This window comes from Arthrobacter sp. KKT183 (assembly GCF_055657625.1).
In genome coordinates, this window is sequence record NZ_CM145770.1 from 166,442 (window position 1) to 182,529 (window position 16,088).

The 16,088-nt window shown below is 62.2% G+C and carries 17 protein-coding genes and 3 tRNA genes; 16 read left to right on the forward strand and 4 right to left on the reverse strand.

Features of this window, described 5'->3' with window-relative positions; translation table 11 throughout:
- Positions 1 to 96: 96 nt before the first annotated feature.
- Together ACZ2GY_RS00860 and ACZ2GY_RS00865 are read right to left on the reverse strand one after the other, a co-directional pair.
- Positions 97 to 1,014 (reverse strand): cation diffusion facilitator family transporter, encoded by a 918-nt coding sequence (locus tag ACZ2GY_RS00860; RefSeq protein WP_056545857.1) that lies wholly within the window; start codon positions 1,012 to 1,014, stop codon positions 97 to 99.
- Positions 1,015 to 1,051: 37 nt separating this feature from the next.
- Positions 1,052 to 1,411 (reverse strand): metallopeptidase family protein, encoded by a 360-nt coding sequence (locus ACZ2GY_RS00865; RefSeq protein ID WP_346028048.1) that lies wholly within the window; start codon positions 1,409 to 1,411, stop codon positions 1,052 to 1,054.
- 141 nt (positions 1,412 to 1,552) lie between these two features.
- On the opposite strand from ACZ2GY_RS00865, the gene ACZ2GY_RS00870 reads away from it, so the two are divergent.
- The 7 genes from ACZ2GY_RS00870 (at position 1,553) to ACZ2GY_RS00900 (ending at position 6,634) form a co-directional block, all read left to right on the forward strand.
- Positions 1,553 to 1,625 (forward strand) — tRNA-Glu (locus tag ACZ2GY_RS00870).
- A 64-nt stretch (positions 1,626 to 1,689) separates the two neighbouring features.
- Positions 1,690 to 1,763: transfer RNA gene (locus ACZ2GY_RS00875), tRNA-Asp, on the forward strand.
- Between the two features lie 56 nt (positions 1,764 to 1,819).
- Positions 1,820 to 1,895 (forward strand) — tRNA-Phe (locus ACZ2GY_RS00880).
- A gap of 179 nt (positions 1,896 to 2,074) precedes the next feature.
- The gene (locus ACZ2GY_RS00885) at positions 2,075 to 3,655 is read left to right on the forward strand and encodes an NYN domain-containing protein (RefSeq protein ID WP_471672692.1); all 1,581 of its coding nucleotides are present in this window, start codon (positions 2,075 to 2,077) and stop codon (positions 3,653 to 3,655) included.
- 175 nt (positions 3,656 to 3,830) lie between these two features.
- A complete protein-coding gene (locus ACZ2GY_RS00890; RefSeq protein ID WP_471672693.1) occupies positions 3,831 to 4,199 on the forward strand; it encodes a response regulator transcription factor in 369 nt (122 codons plus the stop codon).
- Between the two features lie 5 nt (positions 4,200 to 4,204).
- The gene (locus ACZ2GY_RS00895; RefSeq protein ID WP_471672694.1) at positions 4,205 to 5,176 is read left to right on the forward strand and encodes a HEAT repeat domain-containing protein; all 972 of its coding nucleotides are present in this window, start codon (positions 4,205 to 4,207) and stop codon (positions 5,174 to 5,176) included.
- Between the two features lie 9 nt (positions 5,177 to 5,185).
- Positions 5,186 to 6,634, forward strand: coding sequence for a glycosyltransferase family 2 protein (locus ACZ2GY_RS00900; protein WP_277359786.1), 1,449 nt, complete (start codon positions 5,186 to 5,188; stop codon positions 6,632 to 6,634).
- An 18-nt stretch (positions 6,635 to 6,652) separates the two neighbouring features.
- On the opposite strand, the gene ACZ2GY_RS00905 is transcribed toward ACZ2GY_RS00900, so the two are convergent.
- Positions 6,653 to 7,873, reverse strand: coding sequence for a sensor histidine kinase (locus ACZ2GY_RS00905; protein WP_277359787.1), 1,221 nt, complete (start codon positions 7,871 to 7,873; stop codon positions 6,653 to 6,655).
- A gap of 167 nt (positions 7,874 to 8,040) precedes the next feature.
- On the opposite strand from ACZ2GY_RS00905, the gene ACZ2GY_RS00910 reads away from it, so the two are divergent.
- From ACZ2GY_RS00910 to ACZ2GY_RS00935, 6 genes are all read left to right on the forward strand, one after another.
- Positions 8,041 to 8,520, forward strand: a complete 480-nt coding sequence (locus tag ACZ2GY_RS00910) for a hypothetical protein (protein WP_471672695.1) — start codon at positions 8,041 to 8,043, stop codon at positions 8,518 to 8,520.
- Positions 8,521 to 8,586: 66 nt separating this feature from the next.
- The gene (locus ACZ2GY_RS00915) at positions 8,587 to 9,027 is read left to right on the forward strand and encodes an Asp23/Gls24 family envelope stress response protein (protein ID WP_471672696.1); all 441 of its coding nucleotides are present in this window, start codon (positions 8,587 to 8,589) and stop codon (positions 9,025 to 9,027) included.
- A 9-nt stretch (positions 9,028 to 9,036) separates the two neighbouring features.
- Positions 9,037 to 9,228, forward strand: coding sequence for a DUF2273 domain-containing protein (locus ACZ2GY_RS00920; protein ID WP_277359790.1), 192 nt, complete (start codon positions 9,037 to 9,039; stop codon positions 9,226 to 9,228).
- A complete protein-coding gene (locus ACZ2GY_RS00925) occupies positions 9,219 to 9,599 on the forward strand; it encodes a hypothetical protein (RefSeq protein WP_346028049.1) in 381 nt (126 codons plus the stop codon). Before ACZ2GY_RS00920 ends, ACZ2GY_RS00925 begins: the two co-directional genes overlap by 10 nt.
- Positions 9,596 to 10,183 carry a DUF6286 domain-containing protein gene (locus tag ACZ2GY_RS00930; protein WP_277359055.1) on the forward strand — a complete coding sequence of 196 codons (588 nt, stop codon included), beginning with the start codon at positions 9,596 to 9,598 and terminating at the stop codon, positions 10,181 to 10,183. Before ACZ2GY_RS00925 ends, ACZ2GY_RS00930 begins: the two co-directional genes overlap by 4 nt.
- On the forward strand, positions 10,180 to 10,788 hold the full coding sequence (locus ACZ2GY_RS00935; protein ID WP_277359054.1) for a hypothetical protein: 609 nt from the start codon (positions 10,180 to 10,182) through the stop codon (positions 10,786 to 10,788). Before ACZ2GY_RS00930 ends, ACZ2GY_RS00935 begins: the two co-directional genes overlap by 4 nt.
- Before the next feature lie 43 nt (positions 10,789 to 10,831).
- Here ACZ2GY_RS00935 and ACZ2GY_RS00940 read toward each other — a convergent pair whose 3' ends face one another.
- Positions 10,832 to 12,565 carry a glycoside hydrolase family 13 protein gene (locus tag ACZ2GY_RS00940; protein WP_277359053.1) on the reverse strand — a complete coding sequence of 578 codons (1,734 nt, stop codon included), beginning with the start codon at positions 12,563 to 12,565 and terminating at the stop codon, positions 10,832 to 10,834.
- A gap of 164 nt (positions 12,566 to 12,729) precedes the next feature.
- On the opposite strand from ACZ2GY_RS00940, the gene ACZ2GY_RS00945 reads away from it, so the two are divergent.
- The 3 genes from ACZ2GY_RS00945 (at position 12,730) to ACZ2GY_RS00955 (ending at position 16,083) form a co-directional block, all read left to right on the forward strand.
- On the forward strand, positions 12,730 to 14,079 hold the full coding sequence (locus ACZ2GY_RS00945; RefSeq protein WP_056545885.1) for an ABC transporter substrate-binding protein: 1,350 nt from the start codon (positions 12,730 to 12,732) through the stop codon (positions 14,077 to 14,079).
- Positions 14,080 to 14,164: 85 nt separating this feature from the next.
- Positions 14,165 to 15,130: a carbohydrate ABC transporter permease gene (locus ACZ2GY_RS00950; RefSeq protein ID WP_277359051.1), complete on the forward strand. Its 966-nt coding sequence runs from the start codon at positions 14,165 to 14,167 to the stop codon at positions 15,128 to 15,130.
- The gene (locus ACZ2GY_RS00955; RefSeq protein ID WP_056545889.1) at positions 15,127 to 16,083 is read left to right on the forward strand and encodes a carbohydrate ABC transporter permease; all 957 of its coding nucleotides are present in this window, start codon (positions 15,127 to 15,129) and stop codon (positions 16,081 to 16,083) included. The genes ACZ2GY_RS00950 and ACZ2GY_RS00955 overlap by 4 nt, the downstream gene beginning before the upstream one ends.
- Positions 16,084 to 16,088: the final 5 nt, after the last annotated feature.

Here is a 16,088-nt window from a genome sequence, read left to right on the forward strand (position 1 = left end):
CCAAATGTCACTTTAGCAACATTTGTCACACCAGTATCTTAAACAACAGCTGTGTCATTCCCAACGCAAGGCCGCTCACGGCGTGTCGCGCCCGAGTCAGGCGTGCTGCCGGCTCTCATGCACGGCATGCTCCAGCGGTTCAAGTTGAAAGGTGCAGTGCTCGGTATCGAAGTGGTTGCTGAGGCAGTGCGTAAGGCGGTCGAGCATGCGGTCAACACCCTCGGCGTTCAGGCTTTCGGTGTCCACCACTACGTGGGCCGAAAAGACGGGAACGCCGGAGGTGATGGTCCACGCGTGAATGTCGTGTGCGTCAACAACCCCCTGCACTTTCAGGATGTGCTCCCGGATCATCGCCGGATCCACACCCTTGGGGGCGGACTCGAGCAGCACATTGATCACGTCTCTCAGCAGGCTCCATGCGCGCGGCAGAATCATGGCTGCAATGAGGATGGAGGCTATGGCGTCAGCCTGCAGGAATCCGGTCACTGCGATGACGACGGCGGCAATCACCACGGCAATTGACCCAAGCAGGTCTCCCAGCACCTCCAGATAGGCGCCTCGAAGATTGAGGCTTTCCTTATGCCCGCCGTGGAGGATCAGCAGACAGGCGAGGTTCGCCGCGCCGCCGAGCAGCGCAGCTATCAGCATGATGTCCGTGCGCACCTCTGTTGGCTCACCCAGCCTGCGGAACGCCTCGATCGCAATGACCACCGCGATCACCACCAGGATGACGGCATTGGCCAGTGCCGCCAGCACTTCTGCCCGCTGGTAGCCGTAGGTGCTCCGCACAGTGGCAGGCCGGGTTGCTATCCAGGAGGCAAGCAGCGCTATGAAAACGCCGGCGGCGTCGGAAAGCATGTGGCCCGCGTCAGCGAGCAGGGCCAGGGACCCGGACAGCGCAGCGCCGATCACCTGAACAACAACGACGGCGAGTGTGATCGCCACGACCAGCACCAGCGACTTGCGGTGCTTCCCCGTCGCGGTGACGGGATGCCCATGAGAGTGTGCGCCCATATAACCAGTATGAAGCCCCGGCGGTAGCCAGGTTGGGTTACCCCCAGCCCAGCTCGTGGAGGCGTTCGTCATCAATCCCGAAGTGATGCGCAACCTCGTGGATCACGGTGATGAGGATTTCATCCACGAGTTCCTCGCGGCTCCCGCACATCCTCAGCAGCGGCTGCCGGAAGATGCTGATGCGGTCGGGCAGGGAGCCGGCATCCCACCAGGAGTCCCTTTCCGTCAGCGGAGTACCCTCATAGAGGCCGAGCAGGTCGGGATCCGCTTCCTCGCCGGGGCCGGGCTCAAATTCCTCCTTGACGAAGATGGCGACGTTGTTCATAGCCCTCGCCAGCCTGTCCGGGATCTGGTCAATTGCGTCGTCGACTGCTGATTCGAAGTCCTCGAGGCTCATATCGATGGGCACGGAGGAAACTCTACTGCCGTCGCTTCCGCAGGACGTCCGACCGGCGATTCAGAGGTTTTGTGTAATCGAGATCGAAGCCCTATAGTTTTAGAGGTCCACAACGAGGAGTAAAGTACTTGTGTGGTCCTGGCCCCCATCGTCTAGCGGCCTAGGACACCGCCCTTTCACGGCGGCGGCACGGGTTCGAATCCCGTTGGGGGTACGCAAGGGAGTGGTTCAAAGCACCGTTTGGGTGCTGATAGGATCAAACTCTTGCAAAATCGCAAGGCCCTGTAGCGCAGTTGGTTAGCGCGCCGCCCTGTCACGGCGGAGGTCGCGGGTTCAAGTCCCGTCAGGGTCGCTGAGGCGGTCGGAGAAATCCGGGCGTCGACGGTGATCATCACACGATGGTTGCAAGGCTCTGTAGCTCAGTTGGTAGAGCGTTCGACTGAAAATCGAAAGGTCACCGGATCGACGCCGGTCGGAGCCACCACTGAAAGCCCCTGGGAAACCGGGGGCTTTTGCTTTGCCCGAGGACTTGTTTCAAGAGGAAGCAGTTTGATCCACGGCACCTGCAAGCTCGCAGGTGACGTCTTTTTTGAAGCCATAACCGTCGCATGATTCTAGAGGCACGCTAATATCGGGGAAATTGCCCGGCGCGCCCAAGGAGGAATGGCCATTCCAGAGACAATCAGGCACAGAAACATGGCTGTCTTCATAGACCTCGAGAATTTATTCGGGGGCTACGGCGGTGATGTCTTAGGGGTGCCCATTTCCCGCCTTATCAGAGGCATCAAGGAAGAGATGACGTCACTGGGCATCAGTACCGGATCAGCCACAACGAGGGCCTATGCGAATTGGAGCCATCCAGGAATGGCTACGTATCGACGCGAGATGATGGAAAATGGAGTTGAACCAATCCAGGTATGGTCCCAAGCGGGACCTACCCGCGATCGCCGCGAGGTAAGGAAAAAGAACGCGGCAGACATTCAACTCGTGGTTGATGCTCTCACTGTTGCGGGTGAAGCGCCTTGGATCGACGTGTTCGCAGTTGTTAGTGGCGATGGTGACTTCATTCCGCTCATTCGGCGACTGCAATTCTTAGGCAAGATAGTAGTGGGCGTGACTATCAGACATGCCGGAGCGGGCGGCGTCAGCCAGGACTTAAGAGCCTCGGTGGATCATTTCGTTGATCTTCAAGTCGGCGATGAGTTATCCACTCCGGCAATGGCTGTACCCCCAACCGATGCTTCGTCAACCGAAGATGGGTTCGCCGTACGCCACGTTGCCCATGTAGTCCCTTCGAACAAAAAACCGTCCCAAGATGAGTATGTTCAGACGACATTGAAGTTTGCGAAGGACTACCCACAGACGATGAAGGACGGGGACGTTGATGGAGCGTTCATGAACGGCCTCCTCCGGCGTCAATGGCCCCGCGTCACCTATTCCGACTATGGTTACCGGTCCTTCGGAGCCTTCATTGAAGAGGGATGCGGTTTATCAATCTTCCATCCCAAGGTCCCGCATACCCTTCAAACAGAGCCAAAGACCTCTCGGGATACGGAGGCTCAAGCAGATGTTGTTGATAGAGCAGGCTTCCTCTCCGTCGTCAAGAGCCTCCTGCAAGACGGTTCCCCTTTCTCTGATCGGATCAGAGAAAGGGGAACGAAGGGGTTCACTGTCGCAGACGTAGATACGGAGATGCAACGCCTAGTGCCCGAAGTTCGGCGGAGTGAAATCGGCTTCCCCTCTGTTTTTTCCCTGCTCCAGTTTGTCCTGCGCGGTACCTCCCTCGTTGTCGTTAGGGACGGGCTAGAAGGAAGAGTTGTGGATCAGGGAGCCGTCGACGGGCGCGAGCAGTTTCCGACGCTCGACGAGATATCTATCCTGCGCGCGGTGCTTGAAGAAGTTTCGCCGCAGGTTACATACCCGACACTGGAGGCGCTGACCGATGTACTAAACGAATTGACCCTTCAACTGCTACCACTCGCTCCTGAAGAGTTTTTAGATCTTGTGAGCAACCAATTGCCGGAGATTTCTGCTGAGCAGATCCGCCACGCCTTCAGCCTGCTCTTCACTGTCGGTGCATTTCTTGAAGATGAAGCCGCTGGCACCATCATTCTCAGCTCTGACATCAACTCTGTTGATGACGGCGTGGATTTGGTGCTGCAGGACGCAGAACGAAGAGCAGAAACCATCGGCTGGGATTTGAAGGGCGAACCCGAGCGTAAGTCGCTCTTTCCTGTTGATTGAACTTTGATTCGCGCCGTCGGAAAGCGCACCAACCTAACCAAGTACTACTAGAAGCAACGGCTGAGACATGCATGTCTCCCGCGCTTCAGGGACGAATCGATTCAAGGCCGTCCGCCGTCGATTAGGCTATGTCTGGGTACGGGGCTACATGCAAGGATTGCGGGGAGGATCGGCGATGCCACACAAGATTCTGGTTGTTGATGATGACGCGGACATCCGCGATCTCGTCTCCACCAAGCTTGAGTCAAGCGGCTACGAGGTTGAGACCGCCGGTGACGGGGTTGCCGGCCTGGAGTTGGCTACCAACAATGAGTACAGCCTCGTGATCTCCGACGTCATGATGCCCGGCATGTCCGGCGTGGACATGGTCAGGATGATGCGCTCGGCAGAGCCTCCTATCTCCATTCCCGTGATCCTCCTGACCGCCAAGAACCAGGAACGCGATATCGAGAATGGGTTCGCTGCCGGAGTCACGGACTACGTCGTCAAACCTTTCAGCCCTCGCGAACTCGCAGCCCGGGTTGCCGGCATCCTGGCACGCTAGCTCCCGTGCTGGTCTCATGGGATGTGCTGGCGGTTGCCGTCGTCGTACTGGTTGTCGCATGCGTGCTGGCGCTGGCCGCCGTCGTTCTCATCAAGGCGGTACGCCACGCCCGTGAGCGCGGGCGAACTGTCCATGACGAGGCAATCCGCAGCCGCATCATGATGCTTGCTGTTGCAGAGGATGAGGCGCTGGAGGAGTTGGTGTCGGAACTGGCCTCGACAACAGGTGCCCTCGGCGAACACGTGGAAAAAACTCTGCTGCGCATGATTCCGGAAGTCCGTGGCGATGTACGCGAAGCCATGATCCGCGTCCTCGCCGCTCGCGGCCTGCTCAGCCGATCCCTTGACCGAATCCATTCCCGCGGCGCCATTCAGCGGGCTGCTGCGGCTGAACTGCTCGGCATTCTCGGCGGCAGGGAGGTCATCGGCCCCTTGACGGCCGCCCTTCAGGACAAGAGCCTCGAGGTCCGTCTTGTGGCGGCGCGTGCCCTCGGCGTCGCGGCCCAGCCCGAGGCCGGAGGGCACCTCGTCGATGCGCTTTCGCTGACCAGTGGGATCCCGCACTCGGTTGCCGCCACGGCGTTGCTCAATCTGCCCGAACAGGATCCCGCAGTGTATATCGAGGGTCTGCGGGACCGGGACGCCGGGATCCGATATGGCTCTGCGGCTGTGGTGGGCCTGCTGCTCATGTCGGAAGCCGCGGACGCACTGTTCGACTGCATGGTTGCGGAGCGGGGCCGGGAAGGTGCGTCCGATGTCGTCATCGCTGCCTGCGCCCGGTCACTGGGACGGCTCGGCCACAAGCCTGCCATCAGCGAACTTGCGGACATTTCCTGCTCAAGCGCTGCGTCGTCGTCTGTCCGGCAGGCAGCAGGAGAAGCTCTCAAGGCGATGCCTGGCGCCGAGGCACGCGACGTGCGCAGGCGGGTCATCGAGCATGCCGATGCGGATGTCCGCCGCATCCTCGTGGATGCATAGGGGGAACGGATGGAGAACGTGCTTGAGCCGCTGAGAGCGGCAATCCGGTTGCTCTTCGAGATCACGGCGTACCCCGTACTGGCCTACTTCATCGTGATCAATTCGTTCCTGCTGCTGCTGATCATCTTCGCGAGCGTGAATTTCACCGCGCATCTCCGGCGGCAGTCCTTTGCCGGGGCCCGAGTCACCGCCGCATCCCCGCTCAGTCCGGGAATCTCCGTCCTGATGCCGGCGTATAACGAGGGCGCAGTCATCGCAACGTCCGTCCGCTCTGTGCTCGACCTGCGCTACCCGGATCACGAAGTCGTGGTGGTCAATGACGGCAGCTCGGATGAGACGCTGCAAACGCTGATCGATGTCTATGACCTCGTCGAAGACCGGCGGGAAGTGTCCGTCAAGGTGCCCGTCCGGGGAACCATCCGCGCCATCTACCGTGCGCGGGATACAGCGCTGCCCATCGTGGTTGTTGACAAGGAAAACTCGGGCCGGTCGGATTCGCTGAACATGGGACTGAACGTCGCGTCCAAGGACCTCGTGGTGATGGTCGACGCCGACAGCCTGCTGGATCCCGATTCCCTCCTTGTGGTGTCCAAGCCCTTCACTGATGACCCCGAGCGCGTGATCGCAACCGGCGGAGTGGTGCGCGTGGCCAACGGATGCGAGGTCGTTGCAGGCCGCGTGGTCAGCGTGAACATGCCGAAGAACTACTTCGCCCGCATTCAGATCGTGGAATACCTGCGCTCCTTCCTCCTTGGGCGGGCGGGGTGGTCCCAACTCAATTCCCTGATTCTCATTTCCGGTGCCTTCGGAATGTTCCGGCGCGACCTCGTGACCCAGGCGGGTGGTCTGGACCCGGACTGCATCGGCGAGGACTTCGAACTGGTCATGCGCCTGCACCGGATGATGCGCCGGTCCAAACGGAAGTACCGCGTCATCTTCATCGCCGAACCGGTGTGCTGGACGGAAGTTCCCTCCACGGCCGCGGTCCTTGCAAGACAACGACGGCGGTGGCACCGCGGTCTGTGGGAAGTCCTGATCAAATATCGCGGCATGACGTTCAACCCCCGCTATGGGACCGTGGGCATGATTGCGCTGCCCTACTACTGGATCTTTGAGCTCATCGCTCCCGCCATTGAGCTCTTTGGCCTCGTCATTGTCCCGCTGGGACTGCTGCTCGGCGTGGTGAACGTGCCCTACGCGCTCGCGTTCATCGCTGTCGCGTACCTCTATGCCATTTTTGTCTCGCTGATGGCATTGCTGGTCGAGGAAGCTTCGTTCCACCGCTACAACCGGTGGGGGGATCTCTGGGTGGCCCTGCTGGTATCGGTTCAGGAAAACATCGGGTACCGCCAGCTGACCGCTATCTGGCGGATTCAGGGCTGGTGGGCAGCGCTTCGCGGCAAGAAGCAGGTCTGGGGCACCATGACCCGGACAGGTTTCGAGAACGCGTCACCGTAGCCGGCGCCGGTGTTCCTGCTAACTACCGCTGCCAAAACACGCGAGGATGGTCAGGCCGCCGCCCTCGGTCTCCTCCAGCTCAAGGAAACCGCCGTGCGCCTGGGCAATCCGATTGCAGGTTGCCAGGCCGAGCCCGGTACCGGCTATTGCGTTGCTCTCCAGCCGCACGAGCGGTTCGAGCACCCTCTGCCGGTCTTCGGGAGCAATCCCGATGCCATTGTCCTCGAACTTCAGGCACCACCTATCTTCGGCGGACTGGCCGGCACTGATCCGTACTCTGGGAGACCTGTGGGGATGGCGGTAGTTCAGGGCGTTCTGGAGCAGATTCTGCAACAGCGTATGTAGCTGGGTGGGATCAGCCTGGCCCACAAATTCCTCCACCTCAAGGCGCGCTCCGGCAGCGGAGATGGCGGCGGCGAGGTCGTCCTGCACGGCTCTCACGGTTGCCGCCAAACTGACCGGTTGGACGCGCAGAGTTCCGTTGGAGCGGGCAAATGCGAGGAGCTCTTCGATCATCGCCGTCATCCTGCCCGCGCTGGCACCGATGCGCTCGAGGTATTTCCGGCTGGTGCTGCGGGCGGGAATCGCGGTGTCATCCTCAAGCATCTCGGCGAAGCCGCGAATACTTGTGAGCGGACCCTGCAGATCATGGCTCACCCGCCCGGCGAATTCCGCGAGGAGTTCATTGCTGCGTTTCAGCTCCTGCAGGGCGGTGCTCAACTCGCGTGTCCGCAGTTGCAAGTTCAGGATGTCCATGATCTGGGTGGCCAGGATTTCGAGGCTGCGGCTCTGTTGTGGAGTGATCGAGCCGGGTGAATCATCGAATACGCACAGTGTTCCCAACGCGTCGCCCTCCGCGGTGATGAGCGGAGTAGAGGCGTAGAAGCGGACCTCGGCGATCTCACCGGTGACAAATGGGTTCCCGCGGAACCGCGGGTCCTCCAGACAATCCTCCACCATGACCGTGTGGCCATAGCGGAAGACCTGGGCGCACATTGAGTCTTCGCGTGAACAAACACTCGCTTCGATACCCCGAGCGGCTATCTGGTGCTGTTGGTCGGCGGTGATGATGTTGATGACAGCGAAGGGGACCCTGCAGACGTCCGCGGCCAGTACTACGAGGTTGTCGAGATCCTCGTAATAGGTTCCCTCGCGGCCGGACAACCCGTCCGCAAGGGAATAGCGCTCCAGTGTGAGAAGCCGCTGTGTCTCGCTTCGGCTGCCTACCTCTATGGACACGGTGTGGTTCCCCCTCCTGTACGTCCTGGGGGAAGTCTAACGGCTGGCGGGCCGTGGCCATGCTGCGGGAGAAGACTCACGCCGTTGACCGTTAGAGGGGTGGAGCCCTGTCTGCAGGCAGCCGGCACTCCATCAGCCACCACCCCTCAATGGAAGGACCGCCAGGCGTGAGACTCAAGTTCGCCGTGGCCGTTTTTGGTGCGCTCACCCTGTCCCTGGCCGGGTGCGCCGCTGCCCCACCGGAGGCAACCAGCACCCTGAGCATGCCGCCTATCCCTTCCGAACCACCGCAGTCTTCGCCATCCATGTTCCAATCGCCCGATCCTCGGCTCGCGGAGGGCGCACACAACACCGGAGCGGCCATGGCGGACTGCCTGGTTGTTGCCGCCGGAATCTCCTCTGTGCTGTTGGCCCCGCTCAGTTTCAGGGGAGATGAAGATCCCGAGACCATGGCCAAGCTTGAGGATCAGCTGCATCACCTGCACGGCAAGGTTCCCGACGAGCTCAAGCCGCATTTCGTCCGGGTGGCGGACGCCGCTGAGAGCGGCCCGCACGGCACTGGCCAGTTCGATGAATCCGCGTTCCGTGAGGCGCTGCAGCCAGTCCAGGAGTGGCTCAGGGAGCACTGCAGCGAGCCTTCCCGCTGACCCTTCCGGCGCGTGTCAAAGGTTCAGCGGAAGGGTTAGGCTGGGCGAAAGAGAAAGGGCGCCAGCATGGAGCACGAGCAGGGAACAGGGCCGGCGGGCGTAGCGCCCGTTACTGAATCCGCAACCGGCAGGACAACCATCTCCGAAACTGCCGCCGCAAAGGTTGCCGCGATCGCCGCCCGGAAGGTGCCGGGGGTCTACGCGCTGGGCAGCGGCACCGGCAGAGCGCTTGGGGCGCTTCGCGATGTGGTCGGTGGCAGCGACCTGGCGCAGGGTGTGCACGTGGAGGTGGGAGAGATTCAAGCCGCCGTTGACATCAACCTCGTTGCTGAATACGGCTACCCGCTCACTGCGGTGGCCGACCAGGTGCGCGTAGCCGTATTCGCCGCTGTCGGTGAGCTCGTGGGCCTGAAGGTGATTGAAGTCAACGTTGAAATCAATGATGTACACGTGCCCGGCCTGAATGATCCCAAGAGCACTGAGAAGCCCCGCCCCGCGGCGAGCTAAGGAGCCACTATGAACCTCACCGTCGTCGGTATCCTCGTTGGCACCATCCTTGCTTTCGCTGCGCTCATCTTCCACTTCTGGGGCTTCCTCCTGGTGGCACTCTTCATGGCTATCGGCGCTTTCGTCGGCCGGGTTGCGGAGGGCAAGCTCGACCTGCGCAGCGTGCGGGATGCCCTGGCCGGACGCCGCTCATCATCGTGACCGCAGCAGCCGCAGCGCCGCAACGGCTGGCCGGCCACAACCGGATCAGCACGCAGGCGCTCACCAGCACAGCGTGCGCCGTTGCAGCCGAGGTGCTTCGGGTTCCCGTCCGCGAGGTCCGCGCCAGCTGGTCTGACGACGCCGGTCTGCTCGCCCTCAGCCTTGCTACGCCCATCGCCATCCCTTCCCTGCACCGGGTGGCAGCGGACCCCGCGGCTGTTGAGATGTTCGGTGGATCCGTTGAGGACCGCGTGCATCGAGCCAAGGGGGTCATTCTTGAGCGGGTCGCCCAGCTGAGCGGGTCCCGTCTGAGCCGCGTCGACATCAGGGTCACCGGCGCCCGTGTCAGTGAGCGCGGGAGGACGCAATGAATGATGAGACCACCCGCCTGACCTCGGACGTCATCCACCGGGAAACCCACGCATCCCGGGCGGTACCGGCCACGATCGTTGCCGGGTTGGTCATCCTCGTCTGCCTGTACGTGATGCTGGAGGCCGCTCTGAAGGCGCTTGGCCAAAATCCCTGGTTACTGGGGCCGGAGGCAACGGCAGGGTGGCTGGGTGCGCTTCCGGCAGGTGTCTCCGCCTCAGTGCTTGCCGCGGCGGGAGTGTTGATCTTCCTGGTGGGGCTCCTGTTTTTCCTCGCTGCGATCCTTCCCGGCAGGCGGGCGCGGCTAAGCATTCCCAACGGGCGCGCCGCCGTCGTTGTCGATGCGGAGGTGCTGGCATCCTCGCTGGCGCGCCGCGCGCGCGTGGCTGCGGGGGTGACTCCGGAGCAGGTGCTGGTGACCATCGGCCGCCGGCTCGTCGACGTGCAGGTGCGGCCAACATCCGGCATCCCCGTGAACCAGGAGTCCGTCCAGGCGGCCGTGGAGGATGAGCTTCGCCGGACCGCCATCGATCCGGTGCCCGAGGTCTCGGTGGCGATTGCGCAGTCCGGGGTGATCGGTCAGTGAACCAGACTCCACGGACCATCAACCGGATCCTGCTTGCAGTCTTCGGTCTGGGACTGATGCTCGCCGGAGCGCTCGCCATGGCGCTCGGTGTCCCCGCCGTCGCCGGCTGGTGGCAGTCAACGGCTGCGCAGGCTGGTCAGTGGATCAGCAACGTTTTGGACGCTACAACCCTCCCCGGGCAGCGGGACAGCTGGCTCTGGATCGTTCTAGCCCTGCTGATGGTGCTGCTGATCATCCTCATGTTCGCGTGGGTGGCCAACCAGGGGAAGGGACGGTCAGGAACGCTTGCCTATGACGACGACGACCACCCGGTTCCCGGCAGCGTCACCATCAACGCGGCGGTGGCGGAGCAGGCCCTGAAGGCTGCACTGAGTGAGCGGGTGGACCTTGTGAACTCGGCCGTATCCACCTATGAGTTCCGTGGCCGGCCTGCACTGAAGGTGAAGGTCTTCCCGCGGCAGGGCGTGGCGCCCTATGTGGTAGCGGAGGAGGTCTCGGCGCTCGTGTCTGCGCTGGATGCCGTGCTCGGCGTGCAGACACCGGTGCTGATCAGCATCAGCTCCGGTGCCCGCTCGCGTTTCACCCGCGCCGAAAGGGTGCGCTAGGCAGAGGGTGCGTTAGGGCTAGTCCCGCGCGGCGCCGGCTGCGTCAGGACCGCTCGATCCAGACCGCGCAGTCCGGCTGCAGCTTCTTGCCGCCTCCCGCTTCAGATACGGCATCTTCCGCGCTGGCAAGTACGACGACGCCGGAAGGCAGCTCGATGGGCTTCTCGCCCATGTTCGCAGCCACCAGCACTGAACCGTTGGTAAGGGCGATCACGCCCTCGCCGGGGCGGTGCTCCGGCGCCCACTCCAGCGATCCGCGCCCCAGTCCACGCGAAGAGCGTTCGGTCAACGCCGACTTCACCAGCTCATGCACGGAGCCGGGGCGGTCAACCTGGACGTCCGCCGCGTACGCCGCGAAGCCGGCGGGCTGGGGCAGCCAGGGGGCGGCGTCGTCGTTGTTGTTGGTTGTGCTGAAGCCGAAGCCCGGTGCGTCAGCCTTCCACGGAAGCGGCACCCGGCAGCCGTCGCGGCCGCGCTCCACGCCCTCCGTGCGGAAGAACGCGGGGTCCTGGCGGACGGTGTCATCCAGCAGGGTGTGCTCGGGCAGGCCGAGCTCATCTCCCTGGTAGAGGTAGGCGGAACCGGGCAGCGCCAGCATGGTGAGAATCGCTGCGCGTCCGCGCCGCAGTCCCAGCGCCTCGTCAGGCTGCTCATCCCGCGGCCCAACGCCCTTGGGCAGCTGCGTCGGGTCCTGCAGGCCGAAGCGCGTGGTGTGCCGGACGGTGTCGTGGTTGGAGAGGACCCAGGTGCTGGGCGCACCGACATTCCCGGCCTGCGCGAGTGATTCGGTGATGCTTGCGGTCAGGCGCCCGGCATCCCAACCGGCGCGCAGGAAATCGAAGTTAAAGGCCTGCTGCATCTCGTCCGGGCGGACATAGTGGAAGAGCCGCTCCGCCGGTTCCACCCACGCTTCCGCGACCAGCATGCGGTCCCCGGGGTACTCGGCCAGGACGCGGTTCCAGTCGCGGTAGATCGCATGGACGCCGGGCTGGTCGAAGTACGGCGGCGTGGGCTCGGTGGCTGTTGATTCTTCGGCTGCATCGGGGTTGTGTACGTCGCCCACCATGCTCTCGCGGCCGGCCCAGTCCGGCAGTCCCTCCGCTTTGACGAGGCCGTGCGCCACGTCGATGCGAAAGCCGTCCACCCCGCGGTCCAGCCAAAAGCGCAGGACAGAGATCATTTCCTCATGCACTTCGGGGTTCTCCCAGTTGAGGTCCGGCTGCTTGGTGTCAAACAGGTGCAGGTACCACTGGCCGTCCTCCACCCGCGTCCAGGCATCGCCGCCGAAAATCGACTGCCAGTTGTTCGGGGGCAGCTCGCCGTTCTCGCCGCCGCCGTCCCGGAACATATAACGGTTGCGCTCGCTGGAGCCCTTCGGAGAGCGCAGGGCGGCCTGGAACCACTCGTGCTCGTCCGAAGTGTGATTGGGTACCAGGTCAACGATCACCTTGAGTCCGCGCTCGTGGGCGTCGGCCAACATGGCATCGAAGTCAGCGAGGGTGCCGAAGCGGGGATCCACATCCCGGTAATCAGCGACGTCGTAGCCGGCATCCGCCTGTGGTGAAACATAGAACGGCGAAAGCCAGACGGCGTTCACCCCGAGGTTCTGAAGGTAGGGGAGCTTGCTGGTGATGCCGTGCAGGTCACCCATGCCGTCGCTGTTTCCGTCCGCGAAGGAACGGGGGTAGATCTGGTAGATCACGGCGTCTTCCCACCAGGCGGCGCCTCCACGGTCCTGAACCGGGTGGACGGGAGTTGAAAGATCGGAGGCAGTCATGGGGGCTCCTCTGCAGGATGGTGGGTCACGATTGGATATCGACGGGGCGGTCGGGTGCGCCTGGTGTTGCAGATCACAACGTAAGCGCTTACTTTGATCGTATCAAGAGGCAAGGCGGCGGTAACCAATTCAGTGCCTAGCTGCCGGACAAAGGAGTCATTTTCATGGCGATTATTCGCGGTAAGAAAGCGGTGCTGCCAGTGGCCGCACTCAGCGTGCTAGCACTCACACTCTCCGCCTGTGGATCGGGAAGCGAGGGCGAAGGAGGCGGTGACCAGCCGGCTGCCGACTGCGCTAACTACGAGGACTACGGAACCTTCGATGGTGAAGAGGTAAGTGTCTACTCGACCATCGTCGACGTCGAAGCGGAGAGTCTCGAGAACTCGTGGGCCGATTTCGCCGAGTGCACCGGCATCGAGGTTGTCTACGAAGGCTCGAAGGAATTCGAAACCCAGATCGGCGTCCGTTCACAGGCCGGGAACCCGCCGGACATCGCCATCTTCCCGCAGCCGGGTCTGCTTGCAGCCGAGGTTGCCAGCGGCAACGTCCTGCCCGCGCCGGATGCCGTCGAGGCACTTGTCGACGAGAACTGGTCCGAGGACTGGAAGGGCTACGGCACCGTGGACGGCGAGTTCTACGCCGCCCCGATGCTCGCCAACGTCAAGGGTTACGTTTGGTATGACCCTGCAACCTTCGAGGAGAAGGGCTGGGAAATCCCTACCACCCTCGATGAAATGATGACCCTCACTGAGGACATCGCTGCCGAGGGAACCATGAAGCCGTGGTGCGCAGGCTTCGAATCCGGTGAAGCCACAGGCTGGCCGGGTACTGACTGGGTTGAAGATTATGTTCTCCGCCAGGCCGGACCTGAGGTCTATGACCAGTGGGTGAACCACGAGATTCCGTTCAATGATCCCCAGATCGTGGAAGCTTTCGATTCCGTCGGTGAAATTCTGAAGAACGACGAGTTCGTCAATGGCGGTTTCGGAGACGTGCGCTCCATCCTGACCACTCCGTTCGCTGATGCCGGCCAGCCGGTACTCGACGGCGAATGCGCCATGCACCACCAGGCATCCTTCCAGGCCGCCAACTGGCCTGAAGGAACCGAGGTTGCCGAAGACGGAGACGTCTGGGCGTTCATGACCCCGGGTGTCGAGGCAGGCAGCAGCGCGATCACCGGTGGCGGCGAATTTGTCGCTGCCTACTCCGATGAGCCTGCCGTGGTTGCTTTCCAGACCTTCATGGCAAGCGGCGAGTTCGCGAACAACCGCGTGGAGCAGGGCGGCGCGATCAGCGCCAACAAGGCACTGGATCCGTCACTCGCGCAGAGCGCACTCGACCGGCAGTCCATCGAGTTGCTGCAGAGCGAAGACACTGTCTTCCGCTTTGACGGCTCCGACCTGATGCCGGGCGCCGTTGGCGCCAACTCCTTCTGGAGCGGCATTGTCGAATGGATCAATGGCACGCCGACCAACGAAGTGGTTGACACCATCGAAAGCAGCTGGCCCCAGTAGTTCCTTCTGCGGACCCGGCGTTCCACGGTAGTGGGACGCCGGGTCTGTCCTGACAACTGACCGCACCCAGCAAGGAGGCTGCGTTATGGAGGATCTCGGCGAGAAATTCCTGCAGGTGGTGATCGCCATGGCGATCTTCGCCGCCGTCATCGGGATCATCATGCTGCTGGTGGACCGTGCACCCAAATCGTTCCGCGACAAGGCGACGATCATCGGCTTTCTGGCACCCGCTGCAATCCTGTTGATTGTCGGCATGGTCTGGCCTGCGCTGCAGACCACCTTCCTCGCGTTCACCGACCGCGACGGAAACCTCACCGGTCTGGACAACTTCATCTGGATGTTCACCGAGCCGACCGCCCTGGTCACCCTTCGGAACACCGTCCTATGGGTGATTCTCGTGCCCACAATCTCCACGATCATCGGTCTCGTCTATGCCGTCTTCATCGACAAGGCGCACGGCGAGAGAGTGTTGAAGGCACTCGTCTTCATGCCGATGGCCATCTCCATGGTGGGCGCGGGCATTATCTGGAACTTCATGTACGCCTATCGCGGAGTGGAACAGGAGCAGATCGGGCTGGTCAACCAGATCCTCGTCTGGTTCGGTGGCGAACCGCGTCAGTTCCTGCTCGAGGCACCGGGGAACACCTTCTTCCTGATCGCCGTCATGGTCTGGATCCAGGTGGGCTTTGCCATGGTGATTCTCTCCGCCGCCATCAAAGGCATCCCCGCAGACATCGTGGAGGCATCGCGCCTGGACGGTGCGACTGCCTGGCAGCAGTTTTGGAGCATCACCATTCCGTCAATCCGCGGAGCGTTGGTGGTGGTGATCACCACCATCACGATCATCACCCTGAAGGTGTTCGACATTGTGCGGACCATGACCGCCGGAAACTATGACACCTCCGTGATCGCCAATGAGATGTACACGCAGGCATTCCGGGCCAACGAACCCGGCCGGGGCGCGGCACTGGCGCTGATCCTGTTCCTGATGGTGCTGCCCGTGGTTATCTACAACGCCCGCGTGCTCAAGAAGCAGAAGGAAATCCGATGACTTCGACACCAGCTGTTCCAGCCATGGGAACCAAAGACACCGGGGAAGACACCACGGTACAACCGCCCATCGCCCGCCGGGTGAAACAGCGCCTGACGTCCCGCGGCGCCACGATCGCCGCGGTGATCATCGCTGTCATCTGGACCGTACCGACGCTCGGGCTGTTCATTTCCTCGTTCAGGCCGGAAGAGAACATCAACCAAAATGGTTGGTGGAACGTGCTCTCGAACTTCGAGTTCACACTCGACAACTACGCGGACGTCCTGATCTCGGGCGGCAGCCAGTCGCCGAACCTCGGCCAGTACTTCATCAACTCCCTGGCGATCGTGATTCCGGCGACGCTCATACCGCTGGTGATCGCCTCCATGGCGGCCTACATCTTCGCGTGGAGCAGTTTCCGCGGGAAGGACACACTGTTCGTGTTCATCTTCGCCCTGCAGATCATTCCTCTGCAGATGGCGCTGATTCCGCTGCTCACCCTCTTTGTGAACCTGAAGATCGGCGAGTTTGAGCTCCTTCCATCCGGATCCTACGCACAGCTGTGGATTGCGCACACCATCTTCGCGCTGCCGCTGGCCATCTTCCTGCTGCACAACTTCATCGCGGAGATTCCCGGTGAAGTGATCGAGGCAGCGAGGGTGGACGGCGCCGGACACGCCACCATCTTCTGGCGGATCATCATTCCACTGTCGGTGCCGGCGTTGGCCTCCTATGCCATTTTCCAGTTCCTGTGGGTCTGGAATGATCTGCTGGTTGCATTGGTGTTCTCCGGAGGTACAGGAGACGTTGCGCCCATTACGCAGCGGCTCGCCGAGCTCACCGGTACCCGCGGCGGCGAATGGCACCGACTCACGGCCGGCGCCTTCGTGTCCATGATCGTCCCGCTGCTGGTCTTCTTCGGGCTGCAGAGGTACTTCGTCCGTGGTCTGCTGGCTGGTGGCCTCAAGGGCTGATGCAC